The following is a 13,392-nucleotide window of genomic DNA, read 5'->3' as shown; positions in this document are numbered from 1 at the left end:
ACGGACACTAACAGGGGCGATATCCGACGCATATCGGATAGGCCGTTCGTTGCTATTTGCGATATCGGCCGTGCCCGGATTGTCTGAGCAGGTGACCAGAGACAGGAGCCGTCGGCGGAGCCTTGCCGTAGCGGCGATAACGCTAGCGCTGATGGTGACGGTCGCGTCGTGTTCGCTGCTGGGGACCTCCGGTCCCCGCACGGCAGCCGAGAACTTCATCAGCGCGCTCGCCCGGGGCGACACGGCGGCGGCCGCCGCCACCACCGACGACCCACCGGCCGCCACCACGCTGGTCAACGCGGTGTTCGACGGACTCGAGCATCCGCGGCTCACCACCGGCCTGGACGAGGTGAACGACGAGCAGTTCTCCTACCGCGCCACCTGGGACTTCGGCAACGGGCACGTCTGGTCCTATCTCGCGCACGGCACCGTCCGGCAAGCAGACGACGGCTGGAAGGTCCACTGGGCGCCGTCGGTCCTGCACGACGCGCTGCAGCCCGGGGACGGGCTGGAACTCCAGACGTTGCCTGCGACGCCCGGGCGCGACCTCGACCGAGGAGGGGCCCCGCTCATCCGGCCCGGGACGGTGACGCTCGTGCGACTGGACCCCGCCCGCACCACGGACCTGGAGCGCACCCTGAACACCGTCGCGCCCGTCCTGGCCCGGATCGATCCGAGCGTGACGCGGGCATCGCTGCGCAGCGCCACAACGGGCGCCACCGGCCCGGTCACGCTGATCACCCTGCGCGAGGACGATGCCGCCCGCGTCGAACCGGCATTGCGTGACGTTCCCGGGATCGTGCTCTCCGAGCAACAGCGCCGCCTCACCGAGCGCGGACTGTCCTCACCGGCCCTGACCGAGCTGGCGAAGGACCAGGACACGGCCGGGGCGGGCTGGCAGGTCGTCGTGGTCGACGCCGAGGGCACCGTCCGCACCCGCCTCGCCGGACAGGACCCCGCACCGCCCAAGGATGTGACGCTCACCCTCGACCTCCACACCCAGACCGCCGCGCAGGACGCGCTCCGCAGGCTCGACGAGCCGGCCGCGCTCGTCGCACTCCGCCCGTCCACCGGGGAGGTCCTCGCCGTCGCGCAGAACCCGGCCGCCGACGCGCAGGGCCCGATCGCGCTCAGCGGCGTCTTCCCGCCCGGATCGACGTTCAAGGTCGTGACCGCGACGGCCGCACTGGATGCGGGCTCCGTCACCCCCGACACCGTGCTCGCCTGCCCCGGCACGGAGAACATCCAGGGCCGCCAGATCCCCAACGACGACGGCTTCGACCTCGGCTCGGTGCCGCTGCACACGGCGTTCGCGCACTCGTGCAACACCACCTTCGCCCGCATCGGCGTCGGCCTCGACCCCACCGCGCTGCGCCGGACCGCGGCTCGCCTCGGCCTGGGGACGGACTGGGACATCCCCGGGATCACCACCGTCACCGGCACCGTCCCGGACGCCACGACGCCCGCGGAGCAGGTCGAGAACTCCATCGGCCAAGGGCGCGTCGTCGCCAGCCCGTTCGGCATGGCCTTGGTCGCCGCCACCGTGGCGCACGGTCGCACTCCGAGCCCGACCCTGATCCAGGGCAGGCCCGGGACCCTCACCCGCGACGGCGGTGACCAGGCGCCGCTTCCCGACCAGCTGCGGACCGAGCTCGCCACGATGATGCGGGAGGTCGTCACCGACGGCTCGGCCTCGCAACTCGCCGACCTGCCCGGCGTGATCGGCAAGACCGGCACCGCCCAGTTCGGCGACGGCACCCGTTCCCACGGCTGGTTCATCGGCACCCGGGGCGACCTGGCCTTCGCCGTGCTCGTTGTGGGCGGTGAGACCTCGCGACCGGCCGTCGACGCCGCAGGGCGCTTCCTCGAGGCCACGCCCAATCCCTAGGTCAGAGCACATGAGGAGTACGACCATGCACAACTCCACGGTCGGCAGGCGCGCGGTCCTGGGAGCCACGCTGCTGCTGCCGCTCATAGCCTGCGGCCGAGCACCCGGCCCACCGGCCGCAGCACCCCCGGCGCCCGCGCCCGGACCCGCCGCATCCGCGCGGCTCGCCGAACTCGAGACCCGCTTCGACGCGCGACTCGGGCTCTACGCCGTGCACACCGGCACCGGACGAGAGCTCGCCCACCGCGCCGACGAGCGGTTCCCCCTCTGCTCGACGTTCAAGGTGCTCGCCGTCGCCGCGATGCTCGCCAAGACTCCGCCCGAGCACCTGCAGACCCGGATCCATTACAGCGCGAGCGTCGTCGTGGAGTACTCCCCGATCACCGAGGCCCACGTCGCCGACGGCCTCACCATCGCCGAACTGTGCGACGCCGCGATCCGCTACAGCGACAACACCGCAGGCAACCTGCTGCTCGACGACATCGGCGGCCCCGGCGCCGTCACCGACTACGCACGCCTCCTCGGCGACGGCGTGACCCGCCTGGACCGCCGCGAGACGGAGCTCAACAGCGCGATCCCGGGAGACGACCGGGACACCACCAGCCCCCGCGCCATCGCCGGCAACCTGCGCGACCTCGTCCTGGGCGAACGGCTCGACCCCGCCGACCGCGCCCTCCTGACCGACTGGCTCGTCCGCAACACCACCGGCGCCGCCCGCATCCGCGCCGGCCTGCCGCCGGACTGGCGGGTCGCCGACAAGACCGGCACCGGCAGCTACGGAACCGCCAACGACATCGCCGTCGCCTGGCCTCCCGGGGGCGCCCCGATCGTCCTCGCGGTCCTGTCCACCCGCGACGGCCGCGAGGAACAGGCCGACAACGCCCTCATCTCCCAGGCCGCAGCCATCACGACAGCCGAACTCCGCTGAGACTCGCGCCGGACCGTGCCTGCGGCGTGTGGTTCATCCATGATCACCGGTTGGGGACGCGCAGGCGTGCGCCGCACAGCTGCCGGCCCCCAAATGCCGATCAAGATTCGACGGCCAGTCCTCCCCAACCAGCCGGCGGCGATCACCGATCGGGGAAGGACGGCCGCGTGCGGTGCGGCCGCCGATCGTCAACCGCTGATCAAGCGCGGAGATCGGGCTGACCCAGCCGACCCATTGGCCATGATCACCAAATGGGGGCCCGGAGCCGCCCGTGGCACGGTTACCAGTCCCCAACTGCTGATCAAGAACCGCCAGCCAGGCGACGACACGCCCGGGCGCGCCCATGATCACCGGCTTGGGCCGCGCAGCCGCCTATAGCACGGTTGTCGGCCCCCAACTGCCGATCAACGGGTCCGCCCGCAGCCGTCCGCGGTGATCACCGAGTGCCCCGCGACCTGCTGATCGAGACTTAGCAGCCAGGGTCGGCCTGGCCGGCGGCCGGCCATGATCACCGGTTCGGGCCGCGCGGCCGCCTGTAGCGCCGTTGCCGGCCCCCGAATGCCGATCATGACCATGCAACCAAGGTCCGCGCGGCGGGCCTCCCGCATGATCACCGGTTCGGGACGCACAACGGTGGCGCGGTTGTCCGTCCCGCAACCACTGATCATGACCTGGCAACCAGGTTCAGCCCGGCCCTCGGCGGTGATCGACAGCCCCAGAGATTCGGCGGCCGGTCAGCGCTTCCGTGCCGCCGCCACGCCACCGGCCAGTACGGCCGCAAGCCCGGCTGCCGCCCACCCGACCAGCCGGGACAGGCGCGCGGCCCGGCGCAGGTCAGCAGGTGCGGGTGGGTGGCCGGAACCCAGGCGGGGGCGTTCCTCCACCCCGTGCCGGTAGACGGTGCGTCCCCCGAGCCCGACGCCGAGCGCCCCCGCCGCAGCCGCCTCGACAGGGCCCGCGTTCGGGCTGGGGTGGGCACCGGCGTCCCGGCGCCATGCCGCCAGCGCCTGCTGGGGTGAGCCGCCGACAGCGGAGGCGAGTGCCGCGAACAGCAGCGCCGCCACTCGGGCGGGGAGGAGGTTCACCAGGTCGTCGAGCCGGGCGGATGCCCAGCCGAACCGGAGGTAGCGGGCCGAGCGGTAGCCGACCATCGCGTCGAGGGTGTTGACGGCGCGGTAGCCGAGGAGGCCGGGCAGGCCGGCCACCGCGCCCCACAGCAGCGGGGCCACCACGGCGTCGGAGGTGTTCTCGGCCATCGACTCGGTGCCGGCCCTGGCCATTCCCCAGGCGTCGAGTGCCTCGGGGTCGCGTCCGCAGAGCGACGGCAGCCGGGAGCGCGCGGCGTCGAGGTCGCCGTCGGTGAGCTCGACGGCGAGTGCCGTGCCGTGGCGGGCGAGCGACGCGCCACCGAGCACGGCCCAGGTGGCTGTGGCGGTGAGCGCCACCTCGGCGAGCGGGCGGCCGGCCACCGCACGCCGGGCGAGCACTCCCACACCGGTGGCCGCTCCCACGAGGACGGCCGTATACCCGGCACCGGCTCTCCTGCTGTCGGCGTAGCAACGCCGTTCGAGCGCGAGGGCGAGCGCCCCGAAACCGGCCACCGGATGCCCTCGCCGAGGGTCGCCGAACAGAGCGTCGGCCGCCGTACCCAGAAGCAGGCCGGCCGGCCGCGCCCACCCGTTCGCCCTCACATCCGGGACGGTACGGCGGTGCGTCCTACCCTCCGCCGACCGCCTGGCCGAGGCGGAGGCCGTACAGCCGCTCGGCCTCGGTGGCGATCCGGTGCAGGGTGCACGGCCAGCGCGAGCCCGACCCACTGGATGTGCGGCAGGCGGCGCACCGGCCCATACGGTCGGCGACGTGTGCGGCCAGCAGCCGTCGCCACACCTCGGGCATGCCGGCCATCACCTCCGCCAATGACCCGCTCTCCGGCGTGCGTGGTTGCGTCACGACCGGTCCAACATGCTCGATCGGAGAGGACGTTTCAATTTTGAAAGGACGTCGGCGAGCGGCGGATGAGTTGCGGTCAGCGCCACCCCTCCGGACCAGGACGTCACCACTCCCGACGACCGACGGTCACTATTCGCCGCTCAGCGCAGGAGATCGGATGAATGGGTACAGAGCCGAAAGAGTGGGTACGGCGACGTCCCGTCACCATCCGGAGCAGCCTCAGAGAACGAACTCGCCGCTCGGTGGCCCGTCGGTCTCGCGCTCCGAACCGTGCAGCTCGGTCTCCCGACCCCGCAGCTCGACGCGCCGGATCTTGCCCGAGATGGTCTTGGGCAGCGCGGCGAACTCGAGGCGCCTGACCCACTTGTACGGCGCGAGGTTGGCGCGCGCGAACTCCAGGATCGAACGTGCCGTCTCCTCCGTCGGCTCGTGCCCCGCGGCGAGCACCACGTACGCCTTCGGGACGGCGAGGCGCAGCGCGTCCGGCGAGGGCACGACGGCGGCCTCGGCGACCGCCGGGTGCTCGATGAGCACGCTCTCCAGTTCGAACGGACTGATGCGGTAGTCCGATGCCTTGAACACGTCGTCCGAGCGGCCGACGTAGGTGATGTAGCCGTCGGAGTCGCGGGAACCGACGTCACCGGTGTGGTAGTACCCGCCCGCCATCGCCTCGGCGTTGCGCTCGGGGTCACCTGCGTAGCCGACCATCAGCCCGAGCGGGCGCTGCGAGAGGTCGATGCAGATCTCCCCCTCCTCGGCGGGCTCCCCGGTGGCGGGGTCGATCAGCACGATCGGGAAGCCGGGGACGGGACGGCCCATCGACCCGGGCTTGATCCGCTGCCCCGGCGGGTTGCCGATCTGCACCGAGCTCTCGGTCTGCCCGAAGCCGTCGCGGATCTGCACGCCCCAGGCCTTGTCGACCTGCTCGATCACCTCGGGGTTGAGCGGCTCCCCCGCACCGACGACCTTCACCGGTGGGTTCGCGAGCCCGGAGAGGTCGGCCTGGATGAGCATGCGCCACACCGTCGGCGGGGCGCAGAAGCTCGTGACGCCGCAGCGGTCGAGCACCCCGAGCACCGAGGAGGCGTCGAAGCGGGCGTAGTTCATGACGAGCACGCAGGACTCGGCGATCCAGGGCGCGAACACGTTGCTCCACGCGTGCTTGGCCCAGCCCGGCGAGGAGATGTTGAGGTGGACGTCGCCCGGCTGCAGACCGATCCAGTACATGGTCGACAGGTGCCCCACCGGGTAGGAGGCGTGGGTGTGCTCCACGAGCTTCGGCTTGGCGGTGGTGCCGGAGGTGAAGTAGAGCAGGAGTGTGTCCGAGCCGTGGGTGACGCCGTCGGGGGCGAAGTCCGTGGATGCGGCGTCCGCGTCGGCGTAGTCGAGCCAGCCCTCGGGCGCGCCGCGCACGGCGATGCGGGTGTAGTCACCCTCGACGCCCTCGAACTTCCCGGCGTCCGCCCCACCGACCACCACGTGCCTGGCGCCGCCGCGGTCGAGCCGGTCGCGCAGATCGGACGCGGTGAGCAACGTCGTGGCCGGGATGACCACCGCGCCGAGCTTCATCGCGGCGAGCAAGGTCTCCCAGAGCTCGACCTGGTTGCCGAGCATGAGGATGATCCGGTCGCCGCGCGCGACACCGTGCTCGCGGAGCCAGTTGGCGACCTGGTTGGACCTGGCGGAGAGCTCCGCGAACGTCCAGTGCGCCTCGCTCCCGTCCTGCTCGACGATCCACAGCGCGCGGGCGGCGCCCCGCTCGGGGTCGGCCCCGACGGCGTCGAAGTGGTCGAGCGCCCAGTTGAACTCGTCGATCTCGGGCCAGCGGAAGTCACGGTAGGCCGTGTCGTAGTCCTCCCGATGGGCTACGAGGAACTCGCGCGCCGCGTAGAAAGCTTCTGCCGACCGATTCATGACCTCACCTCGGGTTTGCCGCTCTGCTGATCGCACCCTAGTGAGCGCACACCTCCAGCGGCACGGGTCGGCACACGCCCACCCCGCGAGCCGCCGCCGGCGTGACCACGGGTCCGCCCGCCCTCTGCCCGCGAGTCGCGCACCGGCCACCCGCGGGTCGCTCGCGGGAGACGGCGAGTCGCGCACCGGCCACCTGCGAGTCGCTCGCGGGAGACGGCGAGTCGCGCACCGGCCACCCGCGGGTCGCTCGCGGGAGACGGCGAGTCGCGCACCGGCCACCCGCGGGTCGCTCGCGGGAGACGGCGAGTCGCGCACCGGCCACCTGCGAGTCGCTCGCGGGAGACGGCGAGTCGCTCATCCCCGCCCCGGTGTCGGCCCGCCCGCGAGTCAGCCCCTGCTCAACCCGCAGGTCGTCCCTGCAAGCCGCGCCGCTTCTCCGCCCGCCAGGCGCCCCGCTGCGACATGGCAGCCGGCCCGACCCCGCCAGCCGCCAACAGTCGCCGCCCCAGGTCGTGGCGGGCCTGCTGGCCGCGCGGCGCGGTTCTGGGAGCCGATGCGCACCCACTCGTCTCGCCGCCGACGCGGCGGGGCGCTCGCGAACTGCTCGGGGCGAGGACGGCCGCGTGGCCGCTGATCAAAGTGGAAAGTCGGGCCGACCCAGCCGGCGCGTTGACCATGATCACCAATCGGGGACCCGGAGCCGCCTATGACACGGTTCCCGGGCCCCAACTGCTGATCAAGACCCGGCTTGACCAGCCAGGCCCGCCCATGATCACCGGCTGGGGACGCGCCGGCGCGTATTACACAGCTGCCGGTCCCCAAATGCCGATCACGACCCGACCGCCAGCCCGACCCGGCCAGCCGCCGACGGTCGCCGCGCCCCGGGTGGCGGCGGGCCGGGTGGCGGTGCGCGCGGCGCGGTTCTGGGAAGCCGATGCACACCCACTTGTCTCGCCGCCGACGCGCCAGGGCGCACGCGAAGCGCTCGGGGCGTGTGCGGTGCGGGCGCTTCGCGTCCCACCGCTGATCAAAGGGCCGAAGTCGGGCCGACCCAGCCAGCTTGCCGGCCATGATCACCAAATGGGGACCCGGAGCCGCCTACGACACGGTTCCCGGGCCCCAACTGCTGATCAAGACCCTCCTCCACCAGCCCGGCCCATCCATGATCACCGGTTGAGGACGCGCCGGCGCGTATTACACAGCTCCCGGTCCCCAAATGCCGATCACGACCCGACCGCCTGCCCGACCCGGCCAACCGCCGACGGTCGCCGCTCCCCGGTGACAGCAGGCCCGCTAGCCGTGCGGCGCGGTTCTGGAGGTCGATGAGCACCAGTCGTCTCGCCGCCGACGCGGCTGTGCGCTCGCGAACGGCTCGGGGCGAGGACGGGTGCGTGGCCGCTGATCAAAGTGGAAAGTCGGGCCGACCCGTTGGCCATGATCACCAAATGGGGACCCGTAGCCGCCCATGACACGGTTCCCGGGCCCCAACTGCTGATCAAGACCCGCCTCGACCAACCCGGCCCGCCCATGATCACCACTTGGGGACCCGCAGGTGCGTATTACACAGCTGCCGGTCCCCAAATGCCGATCTAGACCTGACAGCCAGTCCGACCACGCCAGCGGTCGGCAGGGGCAAGGGCGGCCGCGTGTAGCGCGGCCACCGGTCCCCAAACGCTGATCAACTCGCGGAAGTCGGGCCAACCCGGCCAACCCGGCCAACCCGGCCAACCCGGCCAACCCGGCCAACCCGGCCAACCCGGCCAACCCCGCCAACCCAGTGGCCATGATCACCAAATGGGGACCCGTAGCCGCCCATGACACGGTTCCCGGGCCCCAACTGCTGATCAAGACCCGCCTCGACCAACCCGGCCCGCCCATGATCGCCGCTTGGGGACACGCAGGCGCGTATTACACAGCTGCCGGTCCCCAAATGCCGATCAAGACCTGACAGCCAGCCGACCCCCGCCAGCGGTCGGCGACGATCATCAAAGGGGGTCGGAGCCGCGCGGCCGTTGGCCCCGACTGCTGATCACGACTTGCCGGCCCGGCCACCCGCTGGCGCCGCCAATCGGGAAGGCGCGGCCGTGGGTGGAACCGGCCGCGGGCCACGTGATCAAGAGCCGGCGGCGGAGGCCCGCCGCCCAGGGCACCATGGCCGTCCTGACGTCGCGCTGATGATCACCGAGCGAGGACTCGCCGCCGCGTCAGGCCCGGCTGCCGGCCCCCGAGCCGCCGATCACCACCCGGCAACCACGGTCGCCTCGACCAGCCCCGGCGCCATGATCACCGGATCGGGCCGCACAGCCGCCTGTAGTGCGGTTATTCGTCCCGAACCGCCGATCACAACCCGACAGCCAAGATCGGCGGCCAGCCGCCGGCCATGATCACCGCTAGCCGTCCGTGGTGTGCACAACCCGACAGCCGAAGTCGGCCCGACCAGCCGCCGGCGGTGACCACGTGACGGCTGGTCGTCCCGAACCGCCGACCGCGACCCGGCAGCCCACTCGACCCGCGAGTCGCCCCTCCATGCCCGGCGGTTCGGGTGATCGTCGGACCCCGCGGAGATCCATTTCGGCACCCCGGTGAGGTGAGATCGTTCGATCCCCCGTACGTGCCGATCTGATCGGGCCCTTACAGCGTGTCGGACCGAATACCGTTCACGACGTGTTCGATCTCCCGCGAAGTGGCCGCGCAGCTGCGGTCGCTTTTCTCGCCGCCCTGCTGCTCGCAGGCTGCGGTGGCGGTGGTCTGCCGACCGGTGCGGGACCCACCGCACCGCCCGTGCAGCCGCCGGCCCCGCAGTCGGCGCCGCAGACGGCGCAGGAGGAGACGACCACGCCGGCACCGGCCGGATCAGCAGCAGAGCTCCCCTGGCCCGCGGCTGGTGCCGCTGAGGCCGCCGCGCTCCAGGCGGCGGTCGACAACGGTTCCCAGCCCTGGTTGCTCGATCCGGCGGAGGTGGCGGTGTCCTACGCCTCAGCGGCGTACGGCTGGACCGACGCCGAGGCTCAACCTGGTCCGGACGGCATCGTCGAAGTGCGCAGACCGGGCGGGCAGCGCCTCGCCCTCACGGTGGCGCAACCCGGCCGAACCGGCAAAAGCGGGATCTGGGTGGTCACAACAGAGCACGACAGGTGACCGCATGGCCCGCGGGGAACGCGGGCGCCGAACGGCGCAGACAACACGCCGGATAACCACCACAACGGTCGTGACTATCAGTCACAACCCGTACACCCGGACGCCCTTGACTCACTTGTTCGGGTGAAGACCTGTCGCACGTGCAGCGTTACGGGCCTGACCGTCGATCTCCTCAACAGACGCCGCCGCATGAGCGACGGCCCCGATCGCCAGGGGGCGACCAGCATGACCACCGACTCGGTCCAGCAGGACATGTTCACAGTGCTGCACGGCCAACCAGCTCCGGTCGTGACGCGATGGACCTACACCGCGTCCGACCCGTTCGCCATCTCTCTCGCCGTCGCGACCAGGAACGATCGATGGATCGAGTGGTTGGTGGCCCGCGATCTCGTGATCGACTCGATCACCGGTCCGGTCGGTGAGGGCGACATCCGGATGTCGCCGCACGAGGTGCAGGGCTACGACATCGTGGAGATCGAGATCCGCTCCGTCGACGGTCGGGCCGTGCTGGAGGTCGACCGCGACCTGCTTCGCCACTTCATCGAGTCGACGATCGACATCGTGGCGCTTGGTGACGAAATCAACCGAATGGACCTCGACGACGAGATCGCGAAGATCACGCAGAGCTGCGCTGAGTAGGCGCCGACCGCTCGGCGGAAGAGGCGCCGCCGCATGGACCTGCCCGACCGTCGCCCCACGGGCAGGAACAGCACGATGAGCACCACCACCGGGAGGATCTGAGCGAGCGGCACCACGGTGCCACTCCCGGTGCTCGGCGGCAGCGCGCCGCCCATCGCACATCACAGACAGCGCAGAGGACCAGGTCGTTCTGCTCCCCTATCACGAACGCCGGTCCGCGCATTCGAACTCAGGGCAGACCCGTGATCGGCCCGGCATCGTCGCGCCCCGAGGCTGGCGCGGCCGCACCGCCGGTTTCCCGGTTGGCGTCGAGGCCTGCCGCCGGATCCCGGTCGGCCGTGTCGCGAGGCGGTACGGGGTCCGCTCCCCATCCGGACAGATCCCCTCCTTCGGCCACCGGTATCGAGCCGGGGTCGAAGATCTCGCCATCCGCGCTGACGTCCCGCGCGGCCTCCATCCGTGCCTTCCCGGCGAGCGGGTCGTCGGCGAGAGCCGCGTCGAGCTCCGGGTCGTCCAGTGCCGCCGCCGTCGCGAGCGATGGCTCGTTGTCGAGCGGAGCATCCGGGTCGTCGGTCTCGTGCACCGCGGCCTCCTCAGCGGAAGCGGCGCCGCCGTCGATCCCGACGTCCACAGCGTCCAGGTCGTCGGACGTCTCGAGTGCGGCGCCCTCCCCTTCCATCACCAGCCTGCCGGCACGGTCGGGATCGATCTTCTCGTCGCCCTGCTCGCGGCGGAGCCGCTCGTCGAGCGTCTCGCCCTCCCGCATCTCGCGGGCGGTCACGCCGTCCTCGTCGAGCGCGTACGGCCGGTCCGGCGGCACGTAGCCCGCGTCGAGCGCGTCGCGGTCGCCGGGTGGTCCCCCGAGGTACTCGTCGTTCTCCAGCTGCACGGATGCGCCTAGGTCCGGCGCCTCGGGCTGCTCCTCGTAGTCTCGCTGAGCCATTGCCCCGGTTACCCCGGCCCCCCGAACCCCACACCGGAGGCTCACCCTCGCTGCGCCCGATGTGTTCTCATCAGCTGCACGTGCAGGAGGAGGACACATGACGCCGTATCCAGCTGGGGGCGCCGGAGTGAGAAGCGCGGCCCCGCCTGTGCCGGCGAGCCGCCCGCGCGACTCGGCCGCCACGCGGAAAGCCCTGGCCGACGCGGGGCGCGCCCTCTTCGCCACGGTCGGCTATGACGCCACGACGGTCCGCGCGATCGCCGACCGTGCCGGGGTGAACCAGTCGCTGCTGTTCCGTTACTTCGGCAGCAAGGAGGGCCTGTTCTCCGCGGCCGTCCTGGACAAGGCGACGGAGCTGCTCGCCGAGGTCCCGCGTGAGGCCCTGCTGGAACGCACACTGGCCGCGGTCCTGGACGACGAGCATGGCGGTCGCAATGCCGAGACCCTGATGGCGGTGCTGCGGGCCGCGGGGAGCTCCCGGGTGGCCGAGGACATCCGGGTCCGGCTGTGCGCGGCCTACTCCACGGCGTTCGCGTCGCTGGTCGACACCGACGACCCGGCCGACGCCGAGGTGCGTGCCGACCTGCTGCTGGCGTGGCTGCTCGGGATCGCCCTCAACCGGTCCGTGCTGCACGCGGGGCCGCTGCACGACCCGCGGGTGGTCAGGGATCACGTGATGCGGGCGGCCACCACCCTGCTCGGTCCGCGCCGATCTCCCTGAAGCGGCACTTCTTGCTAGCGTCGGCGTAAGCGGCCGCTTGCATCGGAGAATTCCATGGTTCGGACATATCCCTTCAGCGAGCCCGACCGGCTCGAACTCGACCCCATCTACCAGGACCTGCTCCGCGACGAGCCGGTCTCCCGCGTGGCGCTGCCCTACGGCGGAGAGGCCTGGCTCGCCGTCCGGCACGCCGACGTCCGCACGGTGCTGGGCGACCCTCGCTTCAGCCGCGCCGCCGTCGTCGGGCAGGACGTCCCGCGCGTGCGGCCGGAGATCGACCACCAGGTCAACTCGATCCTCAACATGGACCCTCCCGACCACACGCGCCTGCGCAAGCTCGTGGCCAGGACGTTCACCACGCGGCGGGTGGAAGCGCTGCGGCCCCGCGCGGCCGAGCTCACCACGGAGCTGCTCGCGGGAATGCGCGCTGCCGGCCCCGGAGCCGACCTCGTCGAGCACGTGTCCGTGCCGCTGCCGGTCACGATCATCTGCGAACTGCTGGGCGTGCCCGTCGAGGACCGGCCCATCTTCCGTACGGCCTCCGACGCCGCCCTGTCGACGTCCGGGATGACGCCGCAGGAGCGTGTCGCGGCCACCGAGACGCTCGCCGCGTACATGGCGGGGCTGGTGGCGCAGCGCCGCGCCACCCCGACCGACGACCTGCTCGGAGCCCTCGTCACCGCACGGGACGAGGGCGACCGGCTGAACGAGGGCGAACTGATCGGCCTCGGCATCGGCATCCTCATCGCCGGTCACGAGACCACGATGAACCAGATCGGCAACATGACCTACACGCTGCTCACCCGCCCGGACCGGGGCGCTGCGCTCCGGGGCGACCACGACGCGATCGTGACGGCCGTGGAGGAGCTGCTGCGCTACACACCGCTCGGGGCGTCGGCAGGGTTCCCACGGATCGCGAAGGAGGACGTCGAGCTGTCGGGTGTGACGGTGCGTGCGGGCGAGGCCGTGGTGGTGTCGATCCACGCCGCCAACCGCGACCCCGAGATGTTCGACGACGCCGAGGCGCTGGTGCTGGGCCGGGCGCCGAACCGCCACATCGGTTTCGGCTACGGAGCCCACCACTGTCTCGGTGCGCAGCTGGCCCGGATGGAACTGCAGGAGGCGCTCGGGAGCCTGCTGCGCGAGTTCCCGGACCTGCGCCTCGCCGTGGCACCGGAGGACGTGCAGTGGCGCAAGGGCGCGTTCGTCCGCGGTCCGCACACGCTGCCGCTGGCCTGGGGCGACGCGGAGTAGCACCTCTCACAATGCGC

10 protein-coding genes are annotated in these 13,392 nt (G+C 71.9%); 6 read left to right on the top strand and 4 right to left on the bottom strand.

Features of this window, described 5'->3' with window-relative positions; translation table 11 throughout:
* The first annotated feature begins 151 nt into the window (after positions 1-151).
* Both ACQPZQ_RS11345 and bla read left to right on the top strand, forming a co-directional pair.
* Complete coding sequence (locus ACQPZQ_RS11345) at positions 152-1,888, top strand: penicillin-binding transpeptidase domain-containing protein (RefSeq protein ID WP_433294812.1); 1,737 nt, start codon at positions 152-154, stop codon at positions 1,886-1,888.
* 25 nt (positions 1,889-1,913) lie between these two features.
* Positions 1,914-2,816, top strand: coding sequence for a class A beta-lactamase (bla, locus tag ACQPZQ_RS11340; protein ID WP_433294810.1), 903 nt, complete (start codon positions 1,914-1,916; stop codon positions 2,814-2,816).
* Between the two features lie 734 nt (positions 2,817-3,550).
* Here the strand turns inward: bla and ACQPZQ_RS11335 are convergent.
* The 3 genes from ACQPZQ_RS11335 to ACQPZQ_RS11325 form a co-directional block, all read right to left on the bottom strand.
* On the bottom strand, positions 3,551-4,507 hold the full coding sequence (locus ACQPZQ_RS11335) for a cobalamin biosynthesis protein (RefSeq protein ID WP_433294808.1): 957 nt from the start codon (positions 4,505-4,507) through the stop codon (positions 3,551-3,553).
* A gap of 25 nt (positions 4,508-4,532) precedes the next feature.
* The gene (locus tag ACQPZQ_RS11330) at positions 4,533-4,766 is read right to left on the bottom strand and encodes a hypothetical protein (RefSeq protein ID WP_241039522.1); all 234 of its coding nucleotides are present in this window, start codon (positions 4,764-4,766) and stop codon (positions 4,533-4,535) included.
* A 219-nt stretch (positions 4,767-4,985) separates the two neighbouring features.
* A complete protein-coding gene (locus tag ACQPZQ_RS11325; protein ID WP_433294806.1) occupies positions 4,986-6,680 on the bottom strand; it encodes an AMP-binding protein in 1,695 nt (564 codons plus the stop codon).
* A gap of 2,664 nt (positions 6,681-9,344) precedes the next feature.
* Here ACQPZQ_RS11325 and ACQPZQ_RS11320 point away from each other — a divergent pair.
* Both ACQPZQ_RS11320 and ACQPZQ_RS11315 read left to right on the top strand, forming a co-directional pair.
* Positions 9,345-9,818, top strand: a complete 474-nt coding sequence (locus tag ACQPZQ_RS11320; RefSeq protein WP_241039525.1) for a hypothetical protein — start codon at positions 9,345-9,347, stop codon at positions 9,816-9,818.
* 225 nt (positions 9,819-10,043) lie between these two features.
* A complete protein-coding gene (locus tag ACQPZQ_RS11315; protein WP_433294804.1) occupies positions 10,044-10,457 on the top strand; it encodes an SsgA family sporulation/cell division regulator in 414 nt (137 codons plus the stop codon).
* Between the two features lie 229 nt (positions 10,458-10,686).
* Here the strand turns inward: ACQPZQ_RS11315 and ACQPZQ_RS11310 are convergent, their stop codons facing one another.
* On the bottom strand, positions 10,687-11,400 hold the full coding sequence (locus ACQPZQ_RS11310; RefSeq protein WP_433294802.1) for a DUF5709 domain-containing protein: 714 nt from the start codon (positions 11,398-11,400) through the stop codon (positions 10,687-10,689).
* A 97-nt stretch (positions 11,401-11,497) separates the two neighbouring features.
* Between ACQPZQ_RS11310 and ACQPZQ_RS11305 the strand changes: the two genes are divergently transcribed.
* The gene (locus ACQPZQ_RS11305; RefSeq protein WP_433294800.1) at positions 11,498-12,121 is read left to right on the top strand and encodes a TetR/AcrR family transcriptional regulator; all 624 of its coding nucleotides are present in this window, start codon (positions 11,498-11,500) and stop codon (positions 12,119-12,121) included.
* Positions 12,122-12,175: 54 nt separating this feature from the next.
* Entirely contained in the window at positions 12,176-13,375 is a 1,200-nt protein-coding gene (locus ACQPZQ_RS11300; RefSeq protein WP_433294798.1) for a cytochrome P450, read from the top strand.
* Positions 13,376-13,392: the final 17 nt, after the last annotated feature.

The sequence above is a fragment of the Pseudonocardia sp. CA-142604 genome (assembly GCF_050948475.1).
Classification (GTDB): domain Bacteria; phylum Actinomycetota; class Actinomycetes; order Mycobacteriales; family Pseudonocardiaceae; genus Pseudonocardia; species Pseudonocardia alaniniphila.
Note: the sequence above shows the minus strand (reverse complement) of the source record. Positions and strands in the feature narration are given on the sequence as shown.

Excerpts from the sequence above, each read along its gene's own strand:
- ACQPZQ_RS11310 (WP_433294802.1), bottom strand. The coding sequence starts at position 11,400 with ATGGCTCAGCGAGACTACGAGGAGCAGCCCGAGGCGCCGGACCTAGGC.
- bla (WP_433294810.1), top strand. The coding sequence starts at position 1,914 with ATGCACAACTCCACGGTCGGCAGGCGCGCGGTCCTGGGAGCCACGCTG.
- ACQPZQ_RS11315 (WP_433294804.1), top strand. The coding sequence starts at position 10,044 with ATGACCACCGACTCGGTCCAGCAGGACATGTTCACAGTGCTGCACGGC.
- ACQPZQ_RS11325 (WP_433294806.1), bottom strand. The coding sequence starts at position 6,680 with ATGAATCGGTCGGCAGAAGCTTTCTACGCGGCGCGCGAGTTCCTCGTA.
- ACQPZQ_RS11305 (WP_433294800.1), top strand. The coding sequence starts at position 11,498 with ATGACGCCGTATCCAGCTGGGGGCGCCGGAGTGAGAAGCGCGGCCCCG.
- ACQPZQ_RS11345 (WP_433294812.1), top strand. The coding sequence starts at position 152 with ATGGTGACGGTCGCGTCGTGTTCGCTGCTGGGGACCTCCGGTCCCCGC.
- ACQPZQ_RS11300 (WP_433294798.1), top strand. The coding sequence starts at position 12,176 with ATGGTTCGGACATATCCCTTCAGCGAGCCCGACCGGCTCGAACTCGAC.